The 20,228-nt window shown below is 30.8% G+C and carries 20 protein-coding genes; 10 read left to right on the forward strand and 10 right to left on the reverse strand.

Annotated elements, in window-relative coordinates; genetic code table 11:
* Nucleotides 1-32: 32 nt before the first annotated feature.
* Nucleotides 33-1,508: a TonB-dependent receptor gene (locus AC2D6V_RS12845; RefSeq protein ID WP_484648603.1), complete on the reverse strand. Its 1,476-nt coding sequence runs from the start codon at nucleotides 1,506-1,508 to the stop codon at nucleotides 33-35.
* Nucleotides 1,509-1,603: 95 nt separating this feature from the next.
* Here AC2D6V_RS12845 and AC2D6V_RS12850 point away from each other — a divergent pair, with 95 nt between their 5' ends.
* Nucleotides 1,604-2,365, forward strand: a complete 762-nt coding sequence (locus tag AC2D6V_RS12850) for an MBL fold metallo-hydrolase (RefSeq protein ID WP_484648604.1) — start codon at nucleotides 1,604-1,606, stop codon at nucleotides 2,363-2,365.
* A gap of 10 nt (nucleotides 2,366-2,375) precedes the next feature.
* Entirely contained in the window at nucleotides 2,376-2,876 is a 501-nt protein-coding gene (locus AC2D6V_RS12855) for a hydrolase (RefSeq protein WP_484648605.1), read from the forward strand.
* On the opposite strand, the gene AC2D6V_RS12860 is transcribed toward AC2D6V_RS12855, so the two are convergent.
* Nucleotides 2,873-3,241 carry a DNA topoisomerase IV gene (locus AC2D6V_RS12860; RefSeq protein WP_484648606.1) on the reverse strand — a complete coding sequence of 123 codons (369 nt, stop codon included), beginning with the start codon at nucleotides 3,239-3,241 and terminating at the stop codon, nucleotides 2,873-2,875. The genes AC2D6V_RS12855 and AC2D6V_RS12860 overlap by 4 nt on opposite strands.
* Before the next feature lie 38 nt (nucleotides 3,242-3,279).
* Entirely contained in the window at nucleotides 3,280-3,642 is a 363-nt protein-coding gene (locus tag AC2D6V_RS12865; protein ID WP_484648607.1) for a helix-turn-helix domain-containing protein, read from the reverse strand.
* Nucleotides 3,643-3,923: 281 nt separating this feature from the next.
* Here AC2D6V_RS12865 and AC2D6V_RS12870 point away from each other — a divergent pair, with 281 nt between their 5' ends.
* Nucleotides 3,924-5,075, forward strand: coding sequence for a M14 family zinc carboxypeptidase (locus AC2D6V_RS12870; RefSeq protein WP_484648608.1), 1,152 nt, complete (start codon nucleotides 3,924-3,926; stop codon nucleotides 5,073-5,075).
* Between the two features lie 70 nt (nucleotides 5,076-5,145).
* Entirely contained in the window at nucleotides 5,146-5,628 is a 483-nt protein-coding gene (locus tag AC2D6V_RS12875) for an Lrp/AsnC family transcriptional regulator (RefSeq protein ID WP_139002602.1), read from the forward strand.
* Between the two features lie 45 nt (nucleotides 5,629-5,673).
* Here the strand turns inward: AC2D6V_RS12875 and AC2D6V_RS12880 are convergent, their stop codons facing one another.
* A complete protein-coding gene (locus AC2D6V_RS12880) occupies nucleotides 5,674-5,961 on the reverse strand; it encodes a hypothetical protein (protein ID WP_484648609.1) in 288 nt (95 codons plus the stop codon).
* Between the two features lie 74 nt (nucleotides 5,962-6,035).
* A complete protein-coding gene (gene aroB, locus AC2D6V_RS12885; protein ID WP_484648610.1) occupies nucleotides 6,036-7,103 on the reverse strand; it encodes a 3-dehydroquinate synthase in 1,068 nt (355 codons plus the stop codon).
* A 95-nt stretch (nucleotides 7,104-7,198) separates the two neighbouring features.
* On the opposite strand from aroB, the gene AC2D6V_RS12890 reads away from it, so the two are divergent.
* The gene (locus AC2D6V_RS12890) at nucleotides 7,199-8,380 is read left to right on the forward strand and encodes a proline dehydrogenase family protein (protein ID WP_484648611.1); all 1,182 of its coding nucleotides are present in this window, start codon (nucleotides 7,199-7,201) and stop codon (nucleotides 8,378-8,380) included.
* Between the two features lie 7 nt (nucleotides 8,381-8,387).
* Here AC2D6V_RS12890 and AC2D6V_RS12895 read toward each other — a convergent pair whose 3' ends face one another.
* Together AC2D6V_RS12895 and AC2D6V_RS12900 are read right to left on the reverse strand one after the other, a co-directional pair.
* Nucleotides 8,388-8,738, reverse strand: a complete 351-nt coding sequence (locus tag AC2D6V_RS12895) for a hypothetical protein (protein ID WP_484648612.1) — start codon at nucleotides 8,736-8,738, stop codon at nucleotides 8,388-8,390.
* A gap of 38 nt (nucleotides 8,739-8,776) precedes the next feature.
* Complete coding sequence (locus AC2D6V_RS12900) at nucleotides 8,777-9,976, reverse strand: alanine dehydrogenase (RefSeq protein WP_484648613.1); 1,200 nt, start codon at nucleotides 9,974-9,976, stop codon at nucleotides 8,777-8,779.
* Nucleotides 9,977-10,176: 200 nt separating this feature from the next.
* On the opposite strand from AC2D6V_RS12900, the gene AC2D6V_RS12905 reads away from it, so the two are divergent.
* Nucleotides 10,177-12,609 carry an outer membrane beta-barrel protein gene (locus AC2D6V_RS12905; protein WP_484648614.1) on the forward strand — a complete coding sequence of 811 codons (2,433 nt, stop codon included), beginning with the start codon at nucleotides 10,177-10,179 and terminating at the stop codon, nucleotides 12,607-12,609.
* On the opposite strand, the gene AC2D6V_RS12910 is transcribed toward AC2D6V_RS12905, so the two are convergent.
* The 3 genes from AC2D6V_RS12910 to porX all read right to left on the reverse strand — a co-directional run bounded on the left by AC2D6V_RS12910 (nucleotide 12,610) and on the right by porX (nucleotide 15,473).
* Complete coding sequence (locus AC2D6V_RS12910) at nucleotides 12,610-13,146, reverse strand: hypothetical protein (RefSeq protein WP_484648615.1); 537 nt, start codon at nucleotides 13,144-13,146, stop codon at nucleotides 12,610-12,612.
* A 240-nt stretch (nucleotides 13,147-13,386) separates the two neighbouring features.
* The gene (gene tsaE, locus AC2D6V_RS12915; protein ID WP_484648616.1) at nucleotides 13,387-13,836 is read right to left on the reverse strand and encodes a tRNA (adenosine(37)-N6)-threonylcarbamoyltransferase complex ATPase subunit type 1 TsaE; all 450 of its coding nucleotides are present in this window, start codon (nucleotides 13,834-13,836) and stop codon (nucleotides 13,387-13,389) included.
* A gap of 89 nt (nucleotides 13,837-13,925) precedes the next feature.
* A complete protein-coding gene (porX, locus tag AC2D6V_RS12920) occupies nucleotides 13,926-15,473 on the reverse strand; it encodes a T9SS response regulator signal transducer PorX (RefSeq protein ID WP_484648617.1) in 1,548 nt (515 codons plus the stop codon).
* A gap of 94 nt (nucleotides 15,474-15,567) precedes the next feature.
* Here porX and AC2D6V_RS12925 point away from each other — a divergent pair, with 94 nt between their 5' ends.
* From AC2D6V_RS12925 to lpxA, 4 genes are all read left to right on the forward strand, one after another.
* Nucleotides 15,568-16,788, forward strand: a complete 1,221-nt coding sequence (locus AC2D6V_RS12925; RefSeq protein WP_484648618.1) for an HD domain-containing protein — start codon at nucleotides 15,568-15,570, stop codon at nucleotides 16,786-16,788.
* A gap of 144 nt (nucleotides 16,789-16,932) precedes the next feature.
* On the forward strand, nucleotides 16,933-17,961 hold the full coding sequence (gene lpxD, locus AC2D6V_RS12930; RefSeq protein ID WP_484648619.1) for a UDP-3-O-(3-hydroxymyristoyl)glucosamine N-acyltransferase: 1,029 nt from the start codon (nucleotides 16,933-16,935) through the stop codon (nucleotides 17,959-17,961).
* Nucleotides 17,948-19,354, forward strand: a complete 1,407-nt coding sequence (locus tag AC2D6V_RS12935; protein ID WP_484648620.1) for a bifunctional UDP-3-O-[3-hydroxymyristoyl] N-acetylglucosamine deacetylase/3-hydroxyacyl-ACP dehydratase — start codon at nucleotides 17,948-17,950, stop codon at nucleotides 19,352-19,354. The genes lpxD and AC2D6V_RS12935 overlap by 14 nt, the downstream gene beginning before the upstream one ends.
* A gap of 46 nt (nucleotides 19,355-19,400) precedes the next feature.
* Nucleotides 19,401-20,186: an acyl-ACP--UDP-N-acetylglucosamine O-acyltransferase gene (gene lpxA / locus AC2D6V_RS12940; protein WP_484648621.1), complete on the forward strand. Its 786-nt coding sequence runs from the start codon at nucleotides 19,401-19,403 to the stop codon at nucleotides 20,184-20,186.
* Nucleotides 20,187-20,228: the final 42 nt, after the last annotated feature.

The following is a 20,228-nucleotide window of genomic DNA, read 5'->3' on the forward strand; positions in this document are numbered from 1 at the left end:
AAATTAATCGCTTTTTTTATTTAAGAACAATTCTACTTTTTTACTCGCTTTTTAATTCGAACCGGGCTAAGTGGTTTTCTAGTATATCCAAATAGGCGGTAATCTTTAATTAAATCGGCTGTTCCTTCGGGAACCATATTTTCCCAACCACGTTCTCCTGCATCAATCATTTCTAAGATCTCTCTTGAAAAGATACTCATAATGCTTTTATCATAGTTTTCTATATCTATTACTTTACCATTGTACTTAAAGAATTTATACAATTCTTTCATTCTAGGGTAAACTTTTAGGTTGCTACTATTTATGAGTTCTCCCGTTTCTGGATCTAGCATTGGGTATAAATATACTTTTAAGTCTTTAAAGAATAGTTTTCCGAAAGCCTCTAAAATACCACCACTTAAATGGCGATAATATTTTTCATCAAAAATATCTACAAGATTGCTAACCCCCATCGCTAGTCCCATTCTAGCTTTTGTGTATTTAGAGAAATATTCAACTACTTTGTAATATTCTTGGAAATTGGATATCATTACGGATTGCCCCAGAGAGCATAATAAATCTGCTCTATCCATAAAATCTTGTTCGTCAATTTCACCTTCAGCCCTCAAGTTAGAAAGCGTTATTTCAAAAACAACTACTGTTTTGTTGACGTCAACTTTGTTTTCTTTGATAAACATCTCATATGACTTCTCATACATAGCCATGTTCACTTTAGTCACTGGTCTAAAACTACCTCTTAAAGCTAAAATATTCTTTTTGTAAAAAACTCTTGCAGGAAGCTCATTGTTACCATCAGGGCCAAACATTACGGCATCTGTCATTCCATTTTTAACAAGCTGTAAACTCATTAAACGGTTATCAACATCTTTAAAAACTGGTCCAGAAAAATTAATTGTATCAATTTCTAATTGATCATTATCTAAATGATCGTATAAATAACGGAGTAGTTTTTTAGGCTCATTATATTTGTAAAAAGCGCCATAAATTAAATTTGTACCAAGTACACCTAGTGTTTCTTGTTGTAATCTGGCATCAGTTTCTTTAAAACGTACATGAATAATAATTTCATTGTAGTCTTGACCCGCTTCTATTTGATACTTTATTCCTACCCAGCCATGACCTTTAAATTGCTTTGCAAAATCTATTGTAGCAACAGTATTGGCATAAGTGAAAAATATTTTATTTGGATTCCTTTCACGTGTAAGTCTATTTTCCATAAGATCCATCTCATGAGAAAGCATTTTACGCAGGCGCGCCTCTGTAACATAACGGCCGTCTTGTTCGGCTCCATAAATGGCATCACTAAAATCTTTATCGTAGGCAGACATTGCTTTTGCGATGGTTCCCGAGGCACCACCAGCTCTAAAAAAATGACGACAAGTTTCTTGTCCTGCGCCAATTTCAGCAAATGTTCCGTAAATATTTTCGTTTAAATTAATTCGAAGAGCTTTTGATTTTAATGATGGAATATCATCAAATTCTTTATCGCCTTTTATGGTAATTTCCATATATATATAATAGGTTATATCTTGTATTTACAAAGGTATCAAATAAGTACAGCAAACAAAAAAATAAACTTATTTTTGTGTAAAACTTAATATAATTGAAAATTACCTTTCTCGGTACCGGTACATCCCAAGGTATTCCTATTATTGGAAGTACACATCCAGTTTGTTTAAGCAAAGATTCTAAGGACAAAAGATTACGGGTTTCTGTTCTCGTTGAGTGGGACAGTTATACTTATGTTATAGACTGTGGTCCAGATTTTCGATATCAAATGCTAAGAGCTAATTGTAATAAAATTGATGGTGTTTTGTTTACGCACGAGCATTCCGACCATGTTCTTGGATTAGATGATATTAGACCATTTTATTTTAGACAGGGCGATATTTCAATTTATGGGCATAAACGTGTTTTAAAAGCCTTAAAAAAGAGATTTGACTATATTTTTGCAACTAAGAATAAATATCCAGGAGCTCCAACGTTAATTACTAATAGAATAAAGAATAAACCATTTAAATTACAAAATCTCGAAGTACTTCCAGTTAATGGCTTGCATAATGGCTTGCAGGTTTTCGGATTTAAATTTAATGATTTTGCTTACTTAACCGACATGAAAACAGTTTCGGATAGAGAGGTAGAAAAAATCAAAAAAGTAAAGGTTTTAGTAGTGAATGCATTACGAATTACACCGCATGAATCTCATTTTAATCTTGAAGAGGCCTTAGAATTTATAACTAGAGTTTCTCCTGAAAAAGCTTATATTACACATATAAGCCACCTTTTGGGTTTTCATAAAGAAGTACAAAAAGAATTACCCAAAAACGTTTATCTAGCTTATGATGGACTAGAACTAAAAATCTAAACTTTAATAAATGAAACAACGCATATTTCTATATCTATTTATTTTTGCTGCATTATTAGCCTTATTTCAATATATAAATGCGAAGCGTGTATTTGAAGATTTAAACAGTAAAATGGATAAATTAACTGTAAAATCTGGTACACAACAAGATTCTATAGCATCTCTAAACAATAAAATATCTGATTTATCCCATTTCAATTTAGAAAGAAATGAAGATGCCCTGTCCTATTTTGAAAGTGATGGTTATAAAGTTGATGAGTTAATGCCTATTATTAAGGATGAATTATATAAATTAAACGAAGTAATAGGCGATCATCCAATTGTTCCGTATGCTGCAAGTGAAGGCAGGAAAATGATGATTAATACTGTTAAAATACTTAATCACAAATGGATTATTGCCGATTTTTCAGATGGTGAATATTGGGGGGAAATCTTTTTAACTTATGAAATATCTAAGGATAATGAAGTTAAGTTTAATTTAGTTGAATCGTTTTTATATCCGTTTTACTAATTTGTACTAAAAGCAATTCCTTTTTGTTTTTTTGTTTCTCCAACATAAGAATATTCGAAAGTGTATGAAGAGTCTGTTGTAGTTAATATTTTTAAATGTATATCTTTCCTTTCAGCCATATTCTTAGGATTAATAGTTTTAAAAACTACTTCACAATCGTTTATCCACCTAACCTCAGAGGAATCTATATGGTTATTATAGGACTCAACTTGAATTGATTCAGTGCGTTTAAACTTAGACTTATAAACCTTTTGATCAATAGTCACTTCACTGCAAAACACACCTGTTCTGTAATCTTTACAGTTTCTTTCAATCTGATAGCAACTTGCTAGACTTATTACAAGAATTAATATTAAAAATCGCATGGTATTCATTTATTAAGCAAAGTTAACGAAGATTGTTATTAATTCTGATAGCTTTTAAAACTTCCGTCAGAATAAAAAATAACAATACGTTCAATAGACTTATCAGAACCCATTTTCACTGGCTTAATTTCTTTTATTTCTTTCTTAAAAGTTTCTTTAGGAGAATTATCGATGCCACTCGGGAATTTACCTTTACCATTTAAAAGCCAATAAAGTTCGACTTCAGGAAAATAGGAGAGGACTTTCAAAACGAATTCTAAACTGGGTTTGTTTCTGCCAGATAAAATATGTGAAATACTTGATCGTTGCACACCAATTTTTGTAGCGAAAGAAGAGGCAGATTCGCCATAATAATCTATAACTTTTTGTAGTCTTTTCGCGAACGCTTCGTTGTTTATCATTGTGAATTACAGCTAATCTAGTTTCGATATACAAATGTAACAATATATATGATTAATTATTGCTATAAATAACACATTCTTCTTATATATATTCAAATATAACTTTATATAATTAACTATATATTACTGATAATAAAATAGTTAAAAATAATTTTAAAATTACAATATTTTCACAATCTTTTAAAGCACTAACTTGGTTATGATTGTAAACAAATAGATTGGTTTTGTTGTTTACAAATGTAAATTGTTAAATGTTTACTTTTGTCACATATTTATTTTGAATGGAAATTGAAGAGATTAAAAAGCTCTATAATGAGCACAAAGAAATTGGCTTATTTCATAGGTATATTACCAATAATCATATTGCACCAATTTTAAAAAAAATTGCAAATGACGTGCAAGTTGAAATTATTGGAACGTCTGTATTGGGAGAACCAATTTATGGTTTAAAAATTGGAACTGGCTCAAAACGAATTTTGATGTGGTCCCAAATGCACGGAAACGAATCAACTACAACCAAAGCTGTTTTCGATGTTATAAATACTTTTTTACATTCTAAAGAGAATACTAAGCACATTTTAGAGTCTTGCTGCATATATATCATTCCTATATTAAATCCGGATGGTGCAAAAGCTTATACCAGAGTAAATGCAAACCAAATTGATTTAAATAGAGACGCTCAGGTGTTATCTCAGCCTGAAAGCAAGATTTTGCTTGACGTGTTTAATGATTTTCAACCGCATTTTTGTTACAACCTGCATGGTCAACGAACTATTTTTAGTGCTGGAGCTAAAAATAAGCCTGCTACAGTATCATTTTTAGCTCCAGCGCAAGACGAAGCATGCACTTTAACTGATAACAGAAAAATAGCAATGGAAATAATTGCAACTATGAACGAGGTTTTGCAAAAAGAAATACCAGAACAAGTAGGTGTTTACGACGATGCTTTTAATTTAAATTGTGTTGGCGATACATTTCAAAGCAAAAATATACCGACTATTTTATTCGAGTCTGGACATTATGTTAATGACTATCCACGGGAAGAAACAAGAGCTTATATATACTATGCACTTCTTAGTTCTTTGGATTATATAGCTGAAAATGATATTGATGGCTCGAAATATGAATCGTATTTAGATATTCCACAAAATGAAAAGCTATTCTATGATATTATCATAAGGAATACAAAAAATGGGAAACCAGAGGGTTTAAATGATATCGGTATTATGTATCAGGAAAAGTTAGTGGATGAAAAGTTAGAATTTCATCCTAAGGTTGAAAAGATTGCAGATTTATCTTCATTCTTTGGTCATATAGAGTACGATGCTAAACAAAATTTAGTTCTCAATGAAAATTGCAAACCTTTAGAAGTTAATAACGAAAACGTTTTCGTAATAGTAAATAATGATAAAATCGCATTATTTCCAAAATAAAATGCACCTATAATGCATAATTATTAGTAAAAATGTATTAATTTTGATTTTTATTTAAGAATAATTAATTATGGGGAAAATTAAACTAGACGAAATTGATCACCAAATTCTTGACATGTTGATAGACAACACAAGAATTCCTTTTACAGATATTGCCAAAAAATTACTTATTTCTGCAGGTACCGTTCACGTTCGTGTGAAAAAAATGGAAGAAGCCGGAATTATTAGAGGTTCTTCTTTAACCTTGGATTATAAAAAATTAGGATATTCATTCATTGCATATGTTGGTGTCTATCTTAACAATACATCACAAACTAAATTTGTGCTTGAACGTATTAATGAAATTGCATTTGTTACTGTGGCACATATTACTACTGGAAAATTTAATATTTTCTGTAAAATTCGAGCTAGAAGTACGGAGCATGCGAAAGAAGTGATATTCAGGTTAGATGATATTGAAGGGGTATATAGAACAGAAACAATGATATCTTTAGAAGAAAGTATTAACGACAAAAAACGTTTGATGCATTCTATTTTTAATGAAATGAATTAAGACAAATGCTAGATAATAAAAAAGGCTCCAATAAAGGAGCCTTTTTTATTTATCCTTATTTTCTGCACTGTCCATTTCCACTATAACATTACCTAGATTATTGACGGCAAAATTGTCGATATCAAAATTAGTCATGGTATAGTGGAGTTTGCTATGTACTTTAACTAAATAAATGGCATCATCTGTTTTTATCTCTACAGCTTCTATGGTTCGATTGTGATGATCGTCGAAAGTAATAATATCATCATCTCCATAGCCATCAGGAAATTTTTCAGTCAGCCTTTTTAATAGATTAGGCGTGAGTTTTTTGTAATCAACTATAATTCTTTTCATATCAAAATATTTTAATTGATATAAATAAGCTCAATATACAAGCATCATAAAGTTACAAAAAAAATTAATAGCTTCTAAGAATTGTAAAATTTAAAGGCATCTATTATTATATGATCGGCTACTAAGCAATTAATTTTAGGTTTGCCAATAGCTTCTAAAAGCACAAAATTAATATTTCCATGCTCATTTTTCTTGTCATACTTTAGTAATTCAATAATAGCCGCATGTTCACTTTCGGCTATATCGACGTGCCCATAGAAGCTTTTAAAAACAGTCTTAATCTCATTGTTCACAGATTCAGATAACCCTGTAAGTATAGTTGATATGTATGAAGCAAGAACCATTCCTATGGCTATAGCTTCACCATGTAATAAATCAATTTTATGAGGATTACTCAAATAATAGGACTCGATTGCGTGACCAAGAGTATGGCCATAATTTAGTGTTTTTCTTACGTTTTCCTCAAATGGATCTGTATCAACAACATGTTTTTTAATCAAAACAGATTCATAAATTAACTGATCTAAATCTTCTAGATTCAAGTCACTTAAATTTTTAAACTTATTCCAATAATTTTCACCATTAATTAAGCCATGTTTAAGCATTTCGGCTAAACCAGAACGCATTTGATTTTGAGGTAAAGTATCTAAATATTTTGTGTCAACAATAATAATATCTGGAGAACTAATAACACCTATTTGGTTTTTTAAATGCCCTAAATCTACTCCTGTTTTACCTCCAACAGATGCGTCAACCATGGATAGTAATGTTGTTGGAATATTGATATAAGAAATACCTCTTTTAAATGTGCAGGCGACAAAACCACCTAAATCCGTAACAACACCACCACCCACATTTATCATTAAGCTTTTTCTGTCTGCATCTAAATCGGAAAGAGTATTCCATACCCCAACGCATGTATCAATAGTTTTATGGGTTTCTCCTGCTTCGATTTCTATAATCTCAATAGCAACTTTCGCTTCAAGTTTACTAAGAAAACGAGGGAGGCAGTATTCATGTGTGTTATTGTCAACTAAAACGAATATTTTAGAAAAATTTCCTGCCGCAACATACTTATTCAAAGCAGAATAAGATTGCTGGTTAAAATGAATTGTAGAGTTATTTGCTACTATAGAATCCATAAAATAAATGCCTTTTTTTAAGGCTGTGAAATTAAGGAGTTTTTATATAAAAATATAGTTATGCGATAATTATATTTGTTTAAATATTTTATTGAATGGTTACTAATCCAATTTTTGATAATACGGAAATCGCTTTTGCTTTAAAAAACGATTCTGAACTTGAGAGAGCTTATTTCTTGTTTAAAATGATTTCAATTCAGCCTTTGGTTAGAATTGGAACAGCAGCGACAAACTTTGCAATAAAGGCTAATTTACCTATAGAAGGTTTAATTAGATCAACCGTTTTCGATCATTTTTGTGGTGGAATTAATGAAGAAGATTGTATTCCAGTAATTGAAAAAATGCATGTAAAAGGAGTTAGTTCTGTTTTAGATTATTCAGTAGAAGGTAAAGAAAGTGAAGAAGAATTCGATTCGGCGATGCAAATGATTCTTAAAATTATTGAATTTGCTAAAGAACGAGATGCTATTCCAATTGCGGTATTTAAACCTACAGGATTCGGACGTTTTTCTTTGTATGAAAAAGTTGGTAGAGGAGAAGCTCTCAATGAAAAAGAAACTGCTGAATGGAATAGCGTAGTAAAAAGATTTGATACTGTATGCAAAAAAGCCAAAGACTATGATGTAGCTGTTTTAATTGATGCTGAAGAAAGCTGGATGCAAGATGCCGCAGACGCATTGGTTACCAAGATGATGAAGCGGTATAACACCGAAAAACCAATAGTTTATAATACTTTGCAAATGTATAGGCATGATAGGCTAGAATTTTTAAAAGAGCAGCATATTTTGGCTAAAAGAGATGGTTATTATTTAGGTTATAAATTAGTGAGAGGCGCTTATATGGAAAAAGAAAATGAAAGAGCCAAAGAAAAAAATTATAAATCACCTATTTGTATACATAAAACGGCTACAGACATTAATTTTGATTCTGCAACTACTTATATGCTGAATAATATAGAAGACATGGCTATGTTTGCAGGAACTCATAATGAGGATAGCTCATATTTAATAATGAGACAAATGGACGAGAAAGGGATTAGTAATGGTGATGAGCGTGTTTGGTTTGGTCAATTATACGGTATGAGTGATCATATTAGTTTTAATTTGGCAAGTAAAGGTTATAATGTAGCGAAATATATTCCTTTTGGACCAGTTAAAGATGTGATGCCATATTTAATAAGACGAGCAGAAGAAAACACCTCGGTTGCAGGACAAACGGGCAGAGAACTTAGTTTGATAAGTAAAGAAAGGAAGCGCAGAAAATTAGCAGACAACTAACATCTAGCTATTTACTTAAGATTTTAATGGTGGCAATACTATCACAATTTTCAACCGTCATCATAACTTCTTGATCGTTATAATTACCTTCTAGTAAATAAACACCACAGGGTTCTTGTCTTGTATTGCTTTTTGAGAAATTGATATTCCCAGTTTTAAGTATATGGTTTATTAAAGTCGAGTCTGAGTTTTCAATTGAAATATCATAGACAATATTTTTTAAATTAATGTTTTTCATAACTCTTGACTCAGGGCCATAACTACAAGATGTTTTTTTACCATTAAGAAAGAAGGCTAATATTACTAGACCAATTGAAAAACCACCCAAATAGTAGCCAATGCGTTGTATTAATTTCATTTAATAGATATGCAGTAAAAGAGAGGGGTCTTTTTAAATTAAAATATTAGAAGATTGACATCACTATATTTTAAATCGAACCATTCACCAACAGATTTACTAGTTAATATTCCGTGGTAAAAATACAATCCATTTTTTAATCCTCTATCAAAACGCAGTGAATTTTCTATACCACCATCTTCTGCAATTTTTAACAAATATGGCGTAAAAATATTACTTATAGATACAGATGCTGTACGAGGGTATCTAGCAGGAATATTAGGGACGCAATAATGTATAACACCATGTTTTATAAAAGTAGGCTGTTTGTGTGTTGTGACTTCACTTGTTTCGAAGCACCCCCCCATATCAATACTCACGTCAATGATAACTGCTCTTTTTTTCATTTGTTCAACCATACCTTCCGAAACTACAATAGGAGAACGGTTTGTTCCTCTTAAAGCACCAATCACAACATCACAACGTTTTAGTGCTTTAGTTAGATTTTTTGGTTGAAGGGTAGAAGTGAATAAAGGACGACCTAGATTTTTTTGAATGCGCCTTAGTTTGGTAACTGAATTATCAAACACTTTAATATTAGCACCAAGTCCCATACTACTTCTTGCAGCAAATTGACCTACCGTACCTGCTCCTAATATCACTACTTCTAATGGAGGAACACCGCTAATGTTTCCAAACATTAGGCCGTTTCCGTGTTTATCATCAGATAAAAGTTCTGATGCAATTAACACAGAGGCTGTACCCGCAATTTCACTTAATGAACGTACCGCAGGGTAAGTACCGTCCTCATCTCTAATAAATTCAAAGGCTAATGCCGTTATTCTTTTTGAAGCCAAAGCTTCGAAGTATTTTTTACTCTGTGTTTTTAACTGTAAGGCAGAAATAAGGATTGCTTGGGGGTTTATAAGTTTAATTTGTTCTAAGCTAGGAGGTTCAACTTTAAGAATCATGGGGCAGGCAAATACTTTTGAGGTGTCTTTCGATATTTCAGCGCCAGCTTCACTGTAGTCTTTGTCACTAAAACTTGCCCTTTCCCCAGCACCAGATTCTAATAAAACCCTATGTCCATTATTTACAAGATCTGAAACAGCATCTGGAGTCAAACAAACACGTCTTTCTTGATAATCTGTTTCTTTCGGAATTCCAATAAAAAGCTCTCCTTTGTTCTTAAATATTTCTAATTTCTCTTCCTGTGGGAGTAATTGTTGTTTCGTAAAAGGGGATAACGATTTAGACATAATACTGGTTAGTTATAGAAAAATGAAATTACGAATAAAATTCTTAAACACTACATATGATTTAAAATTATTGCTTAAATCACCGTGGAAATAGTATTTTGATATTTAATATTCTGTAGGAATTTCAACAAAAACTATTATGGCTTTACCGCATAACTTTTCGGATTAATTATTTTATGTTTGTATAGATAAGTAATTTTATGCTTCAAAAGTTAATTTCATTTTTTCTTCTTTTTTTTTGTGTATTTGGTTATACTCAAGATTCTATTATAGAAGGAAAAGTTAATGATCAAAACAAACAGCCAATAGCATATGCAAATGTCGTAATGAAATTGGCTGCAGATTCTACATTTGTAGCTGGAACATCAACTGACGAAGTTGGATATTTTCAACTTGAAGATATAAAAACAGGCAAGTATATTTTAGAAGTAAGCTTTATAGGGTATTCTAAAAAATCGATTAAATTAAATTTCTCTAATAATAGCGATATTGGTACTGTAGTGCTAGTTGAAGAATCGCAAGAACTAGAAGGAGTAACTGTCATAGCTAAAAGGCCAACGGTTAAAAGATTAGTTGATAGATTAGTATTTAATGTTGAAAACTCAACTTTGTCTAATAGTAATGTGTTGGATGTTTTAAAAAATACTCCAGGAGTCGTATTAAATAATGGTATAATTCTAATAAAGCAATCGCCTCCAATTATTTATATTAATGATAAGAGAGTGTACTTGTCTTCAAGTGAAATTCAACAACTTTTAGAAGGTACATCTGCTACTAATATAAAGTCTATTGAAGTTATTGATAATCCACCAGCAAAATATGATGCCGAAGGCAATTCAGTGTTAAACATTATCACTTCTAAAAACTTAATAGTTGGGTATAATGGAAGTGTTTTTGGAGATTTCAAACAAGGTTCTCAATTTCCTAAGTATTCATTTGGCACAAGTCATTTTTTTAAAACTAAAAAACTAAGTACTTATTTTAATTATAGTCTTAGCCCAAGAAAAGATTATTTTAAAACAACCGAATTTATTAATTTTAAGGAGGATGTGAATGATGATTATCTTACTACGTCAATTTGGAATACAGATTTTAAAAGATCAAGTAAGTCGACAAACCATAATATCAATGCTAATATTGATTATGAATTAGATCATAAAAATAGCGTAGGTTTTTCCTCTATGATGCTGATAGCTCCTAGGGCTAATACGAAGTCTTTTTCTAACTCTATGACTGAAATTTTTAATCCTGAGATAGTTTTAAACTCTTTGTTTAACACTGTTAATCGTAAGGTTGATGAAACCTTTAATTTTGCTTTTAATTTTGATTATATGCATAAATTAAATAAAGAAGGAGAAAATATTTCTTTAAATATGCATCACACCAATTATGATTTTTCTAGTTTTCAAAATGTTGATACTGATTATTTTTTACCAAATATTGACGATCCATTTCTTGAGAACAGATTTCAAACATTTTCTAGTCAATTAATAAAATTATATGCAGGACAATTAGACTATGAATTGCCAATTAGTGATTCTGCTCAGTTAGATACTGGAGTTAAGGTTTCAAATATTAATTCTAAGAACATTTTAAACCAGCATACTTTTGAAAATGGTATGAAAATAGAAGATTTAAAAAACTCAGATGAGTTTTTATATAATGAAACAAATTATGCTGGATATTTTAATTATTCTAAAGATTGGAGTGTTTGGAGTTTGAAATTGGGTGTTAGAATAGAACACACAGATATTAAAGGAAACTCGATAGCTACTAAACAAATAAACAATACAAGCTATGTAAAGTTTTTCCCGTCATTTACTATACAAAATATCCTAAACGATAATAATGAAATTTATTTTAAGTATAATAAGCGTATCCATAGACCGAGATATAATCAGTTAAATCCTTTTAAATATTTTATAAATGATAATGCTTACGTTGTGGGTGACCCAAATTTAAAACCACAAATAGATGATACTTTTATATTTGGCTATACCTTTAAGAGTGACTATACATTTGAGTTGTATTATCGTTATGAAAAAGATCCAACACTTCAATTTATATTTCAAGATAATATAGAGAATTTATTAATATATAAAAACACAAATACAGATGTTTCTGTTTCTTATGGATTAGATTTCACAACTTACAAGAATGTTTTAAATAATTGGAGTCTCTATGTTTTGTCTTCAGTGTTTTATTATAAAAATAATTTTTATTTAATAACTGATAATAATTCTTCTTTTACAGGTGATAAGTGGTCTGTATACGCCGAAATTGTTAATAACTTATCTTTTCTTAAAGATAAGAGCATGACAGCTAATATTAAATATATATATCAATCGGCAACAAACGATGGGCCGACAGACACAAGTACTAGTTCTGGACTAAATATTAGTTTAAGGAAAAGTCTTTGGAGTAATAGGGCTTCACTAAGTGTTGGTATCTCTGATCTATTTAATACACAAAATTTTAGTGCTACTACAAAATATCTAAATCAAGATATATTTATAAGAAGTAATCGAGAAAACAGACTTTTTACTTTTGGATTTAATTACAAGTTTGGTAATTACAAACTAAAAACAAATCAAAAGAGTATAGATTTAGAAGAACGAGATAGATTAAACTAGCTAAAAATAATTTTTCAGTTTATCCCAAAAAGTCTTTGGTGATATTTTAAATTCATCTTCTAGCTCTTGCATGCTTTTATTTGCTATATTAACTTTGTTAAATATCTGAGCTCTAATTAAATAAATAGAAGGTATTACAATTGCCATTATAGGAATCATATAAATTAATTGAAGTTCATCAATAAATTTTACGCTAACGTTGAAAACATCAACTATTTGATATGCATACATTGCAATTGGAACTAAAAGCGTATGATACCACCAATGTCTACAGGTAAAAAACCATACGAAAAGTAAAAATAAAGGAATAAGCTTACCTGTTAAAACCCACATGGCATAATTAGCACTTTCCCATACTCCACTATCATATGTAAATAAAAAAGTGTCCCAGACTTGACTATCAGGAACACTTTCATATAAGTAAAATAAATAAGGCGTAATAGCTATAAGTGTAGCTACTATGCTTCCAATCAACGTTGACTTAGGCAGCGTGGATTGGTCTCTTTCCTTTTTTAATTTTTGCGGTTTGTTGTGCATCTACGTTATATGTATTAGCAGCTTGCGCTAAGAACAACATACCCCCGAAAATTGCGATTGCAATTAAATACTTTTTAGTTTTCATAATATAAGGGATTAATTAATTAATAATCCAAAAGTAACTAAAGAGTAATCTGAAGAAATCGCTTAAATGTTAAAATTATGTTAAAAACAAGATTTTTTCATTTTTCGGCTACGGGTTTTCCGTAAATCTTCAAAATTCGAGGCATTTAATAGTGTTTATCTTTGTTTGCTAAGCAGGGTTTTATGGTTAATATTATCTTTTTTATTCAATTTTATTGTTCTAGAACCATCAGAATTTAACTCTAAATGAATTACATCATAAGGTTCTGGGATAATACTTTTTACTTTTTCTGGCCATTCCATGATACACCATTCATCAGAAAATATATAATCTTCAATTCCAAAATTATAAGCTTCTTCTAAATCTTTAATTCTGTAAAAATCGAAATGATACAAAAGACCATCTTTAATTTCATATTCATTAACAATTGAAAAAGTAGGGCTGCTAACTTCGTCATCACTATTTAATGATGCCACAATGGCTTTAACAAGTGTTGTTTTACCAACGCCCATATCGCCATAAAGCAATACCCTTTTTGAAGTGACACTATTAATTAGTTCTTGTGCAACACTTTCTACATCTTCTAAATTATAAACAATCTTCAATTATCTTATTTTTATGCAATATTAGTAATTAAAATTGATAAAACCTAGAAAAAAGTGTATTTCGTCGATGATTTTTGCATTACATAGATTTATTTAGGAGTAAAAACAGCAAAAGGAATAATCATTTCTTCTAAAGAAACCCCACCATGTTGGTAGGTGTTTCTAAAATAACTAACATAGTGATTATAATTGTTAGGGTAGGCAAAGAATAAATCACTCTTTGCGAAAATATAGGAGCTACTCATATTAATAGATGGCAAATGTATATCTTTTGGTCTTTCTGCAACGAGTACATCTTTAGTATCGTATGTTAGACTTCTGCCAGTTTTATAGCGTAAATTTAAACTCGTGTCTCTATCACCAATTACTTTTGAAGGATTCTTTACATTAATAGTTCCATGATCTGTAGTAAGTATTAATTTAAATCCAAGTTGTTGTGCTTGTTGAATCATTTCGAAAAGTGGAGAGTTTTTAAACCAACTAAGAGCTAGAGATCTGTATGCCTTATCGTTTGATGCTAATTCTTTTACAACTTCCATTTCGGTTTTAGCATGAGAGAGCATATCAACAAAATTATAGACAATTACTGTTAAGTCATTGTTTTTTAGTGATTTAAAATTAGACACTAACTTTTTTCCAGATTTAAGATTTGTAATTTTATAGTATTCACTCTTCAAATGGTTAAGACTTAAACGTTTCATTTGAGCCTGTAAAAACTCTGCTTCAAATAAATTTTTGCCGCCTTCATCCGTATCATTTTTCCAGTAGTTCGGAAATAATTTTTCCATATCACTAGGCATCAACCCAGAAAATATAGCATTTCTTGCATATTGAGTGGCAGTTGGTAGTATACTAAAAAAGGCTTCTTCGCTTTCTTTCTTATAATAATTATTTATAATAGGCTCAAAAACTTTCCATTGGTCATACCTCAAATTATCAATAACAACAAGCATAGTAGGCTGTTCTTTGCTTATTTCTGGCACCACTTTTTCTTTAAAAAGTGTATGTGACATAATTGGAGCATCCGTATTAGGTTTAAACCAATCTGCATAATTTTTATCAATAAATTTTCCAAATTGAATATTCGCTTCATTTTTCTGTGATTCAAGAATCTCAAACATACCTGCGTCTTCAATATCTTCTAGTTGAATTTCCCAATAGATTAGTTTTTGATAGAGGTTAACCCATTCTTCATAAGAGTTTACCATAGCTAAATCCATGGCTATTTTTCTGAATTCTTGCTGATAATTTGAAGTCGTTTTTTCAGAAACTAATCTAGAATGATCCAAGTTTTTCTTTAAACTAAGTAAAATCTGATTCGGATTTACAGGTTTTATAAGGTAATCGGCTATTTTGTTACCAATAGCTTCTTCCATTATATATTCTTCTTCACTTTTGGTTATCATTACTACTGGTAGGTTATCCTGCTTCTCTTTAATTTCGTTTAGAGTTTCAAGACCCGTTAAACCTGGCATATTTTCATCTAAAAAAACAATATCGAAATTGTTATCGTCTAAAATTTCAATAGCTTCTGTACCGCTATTGCAAGTTGTAACATTATAGTTCTTTTGCTCAAGAAATAAAATATGTGGTTTTAATAAATCTATTTCATCATCAACCCAAAGTATATTTATCATAGTTATTCTAATATTAAGTGCGTTTTTATTATCAGTTGCCCATTATGGACTTCATATAGTTATATTTGTAATATTAAATGCTAAAAATTAAAGTTTGAATAAACTTAAAATCTTAAACGACCCAATTTACGGATTTATTACTATTCCAAATTCCTTAATTTTCGACTTAATCCAGCATAAATATTTTCAGCGCTTGCGGAGAATTACGCAAATGGGCATGTCCTATTTAGTATATCCAGGAGCGCATCATACAAGATTTCATCATGCTATTGGATGTGTGCATTTGATGCAAAAAGCTATTAACATACTTCGTTTTAAGGGAGTTACAATTTCTAATGAAGAAGAAGATGCTCTGTATGTTGCTATATTATTGCATGATATTGGTCATGGTCCTTTTTCGCATGCGATGGAGCATAGTATAGTTAATAATGTGTCACATGAAGAGGTTTCGTTGCTTTTTATGGAAAAATTGAATGAAGAATTTAACTCAAGTTTAACGCTTGCCATTCAAATTTTCAAGGGAGAGTATTCTAGGAAATTCATGTGCCAATTAATTTCTAGCCAATTAGATATTGATAGACTTGATTATTTAAGGCGAGACAGTTTTTACACAGGGGTTGCTGAAGGCAATGTAAATAGTGAACGATTAATAACAATGCTAAATGTGGTTGATGATGCATTAGTTGTTGAAGAAAAAGGGATATACAGTGTTGAGAAATTTCTTGTGGCAAGAAGGTTTATGTATTGGCAAGTATATTTACATAAAACAGGGTTAGTAGCAGAACAACTTTTAATTAGAGTTTTAAAACGGGCCAAAGAATTAGTTAATAATGACGTAAAGTTGAATTCAAGTAAAGCTTTAAGTTATTTTTTATATAATGAAATTTCAGGTTCTAATTTCAGTGATTCTACACTCGATATGTTTTCACAACTTGATGATTATGATGTTATTAGTGCCATGAAAGAGTGGCAATTTCATGAAGATTTTATTTTAAGTCATTTGTGCCAAATGATTATAAATAGGAATTTGTTAAAAGTGAAAATTAAAAGTAAATTCATTAAATCCTCAAGCCTTGAAAAATATTTAGTAAACCTGATTGAAAATTATAATATAACTAAAGAAGAAGCGAAGTACTTTGTGTTCACAGGTGATATTTCTAATCAGGCTTACGGAATTAAAAACAAGAATATTAATATATTGCATAAATCTGGTAAAATTGAGGATATCGTTAAGTCCTCAGATCAACTTAATTTGAAACCTTTATCAAAACCAATCACCAAATATTATATATGTTATCCCAAAGGAGAACTTTAGCACATTTTTCCTATTTTTGCGGAAACTAACGAATACTAATCAAGCCTATTTGGAAGAAATGAGTATAACTAAAACATCAATAGTTAACCTCCTTTTTAATGTGTTAATGATATCAGGTTTGCTAACAAAACAGCTTTTTAATAGATGAAATTTACAGCACTACAAATAGCAGAGATATTAGAAGGTGATGTCGTTGGGGATGCTGAGGTAGAAGTTTCTAAACTTTCAAAAATTGAAGAGGGTGAGAAAGGATCTCTGACTTTTCTCGCTAATCCAAAGTATACACCATTTATATATACTACTCAAGCTTCAATAGCAATAGTTAACAAAACATTCGAACCTGAAAATAATATAGCCGCTACTCTAATAAAAGTTGAGGATGCTTATGCAGCATTTTCTAAGGTTTTAGAGTATTATAATTTAGTAAAATTAAATAAAAGTGGGGTTGAGCAACCTTCATTCATTTCTGAATCGTCGACTTATGGAGAGAATGTTTATATAGGTGCTTTTTCTTATATAGGCGATAATGTAGCTATTAGTGATAATGTTAAAATATTTCCAAATGTTTATATAGGTGATAATGTAAGTTTGGGTGATAATACTATAGTTTTTGCAGGTGCCAAAATTTATTCTGATTGTGTTATTGGCAATAATTGTGTCATTAATTCTGGAGCGATAATAGGTGCGGATGGTTTTGGTTTTACACCTAATGAGAAAGGGGAATATTCAAAGGTTCCACAAACTGGAAACGTTATCTTAGAAGATTTTGTAGATATAGGTGCGGCGACAACAATTGACAGAGCAACCCTAGGTTCAACAGTTATTCGTAGGGGTGCTAAATTGGATAATCAAATACAAATTGCTCATAACGTAGAAATTGGCAAAAACACTGTTATAGCAGCTCAAACTGGGATTGCGGGTTCGACTAAAATTGGAGAAAACTGCCAAATAGGAGGGCAAGTAGGTATTGTTGGACACATTACTATAGGAAATAACGTAAAAATACAAGCCCAATCGGGAATAGGTAGAAATATAAAAGATAACGAAGTACTTCAAGGTTCTCCAGCATTATCTTATGGAGATTATAATAAGTCTTATGTTCATTTTAAGAATCTACCTAAAATTATAAAAAACTTTAATGATTTAGAAAAAAAAGTAAATGGCAATAGTTAATACTGAAATAAAACAGAAAACAATAAAGAAAGAGATTTCTTTAACTGGAGTAGGTTTACATACTGGAAAAGAAGTAACACTTACTTTTAAGCCTGCTGCATCTAATTCAGGTTTAGCCTTTAAACGTGTTGATTTAGAAGGTGCGCCTGTAATCGAAGCCGATGCAAATTATGTTACCAACACGCAAAGAGGAACTTGCTTAGAAAAAAATGGTGTAACAATTCAAACATCAGAACATGTTTTAGCAGCACTTATTGGATTAGATATAGATAACGCAATCATTGAACTTAATGAATCTGAACCTCCAATAATGGATGGGTCTTCAAAGTTTTTTGTTGAAGCAATTGAAAAAGCAGGAGTAGAAGAATTGGATGCTTTTAGAGAAGAGTTTGTGGTTTCAGATATAGTTTCATATGTTGATGAGGAAAGTGGGAGTGAAATTCTTGTGATGCCAGCTAAAGAATACCAAATTACTACGATGGTAGATTTTGGCACCAAGGTATTAGGAACACAAAATGCAACTTTAAATAAAGTTTCAGATTTCAAAAAAGATATTTCTAATGCGCGTACATTTAGTTTTTTGCATGAAATAGAAATGCTTTTAGAGAATGGTTTAATAAAAGGAGGCGATTTAAATAATGCTATTGTTTATGTGGATAAGGCATTATCTTCAGAGACTATGGAAAGACTAAAAGTAGCATTTAAAAAAGATTCTATAGCTGTAAAGCCAAATGGTATTTTAGATAATCTAACCTTGCACCACCCTAATGAGGCTGCAAGACATAAATTGCTTGATGTATTAGGAGATTTAGCGTTGGTAGGAACTCGGATAAGAGGAAAAGTTATTGCTAATAAACCTGGTCATTTTGTAAACACACAATTTGCTAAGAAATTATCTAAAATAATAAAAAACGAACGTCGTAATAATGTGCCAAATATAGATTTGAATCAACAACCTTTAATGGATGTTAATCAAATTATGGCAATGTTACCCCATAGACAACCATTTTTGTTACTAGACAAAGTATTTGAACTTACAGATAGTCATGTTGTAGGAATGAAAAATGTAACTATGAACGAAGAGTTTTTTAAAGGGCATTTTCCAGGTGCGCCAGTAATGCCAGGAGTTTTAATAGTTGAAGCTATGGCGCAGACAGGAGGAATACTTGTGTTAAATACAGTGCCAGATCCTGAGAACTATTTAACTTTTTTCATGAAAATGGATAAGGTAAAATTCAAACAGAAAGTAGTTCCAGGAGATACTTTAATTTTCAAATGTTCTTTAATTACGCCTATTAGAAGAGGGATTTGCCATATGCAAGGTTATGCCTATGCAAATGGGAAATTATGCGCAGAAGCAGAACTAATGGCTCAAATATCCAAAGTAAAATAAACCGAGCGAAAATATTTTTCTTATTGATCAAAAATAAAACTAATAAATGAATCAACCTTTAGCATACGTTCATCCAGGAGCGAAAATCGCAAAAAATGTTGTTATTGAACCGTTTACAACAATACATAACAATGTTAAAATTGGAGATGGCACATGGATAGGTAGTAATGTTACTATCATGGAAGGTGCGAGAATTGGTAAAAATTGTAACATTTTCCCTGGTTCTGTTATCTCTGCCGTACCTCAAGATTTAAAATATAATGATGAAGATACTACAGTAGAAATAGGAAATAATGTAACAATTAGAGAGTGTGTAACTATCAATAGAGGTACTACAGATAGGATGAAAACCGTTATTGGTGACAATTGTTTAATAATGGCATATTGTCATATTGCACATGATTGTATTGTTGGTAACAATTGTATTTTTTCTAATAATAGTACTTTAGCAGGTCATATTAATGTAGGAGATAATGTAGTACTGGCAGGTATGACCGCCGTGCATCAATTTGTTTCCATAGGAAACCATGCATTTGTAACTGGTGGTTCTCTAGTGAGAAAAGATGTTCCACCTTATGTTAAAGCCGCTCGTGAACCTCTATCTTATGTAGGGATTAATTCAGTTGGTTTGAGAAGACGTGGGTTTTCAACTGAAAAAATTAGGGAAGTTCAAAATATATATAGAATTCTATATCAAAAAAATTATAACAACACCCAGGCTTCAGAAATAATTGAGGCGGAAATGGAAGCTACTCCTGAGCGCGATGAAATTCTTCAATTTATCAAGAATTCTCATCGTGGAATTATGAAGGGGTACTTCAAATCAAACTAAATTTATTTATAGGATAATAGAAAATATAGCAAGAGTTAGCAG

Source organism: Algibacter sp. YIN40 (assembly GCF_057219435.1).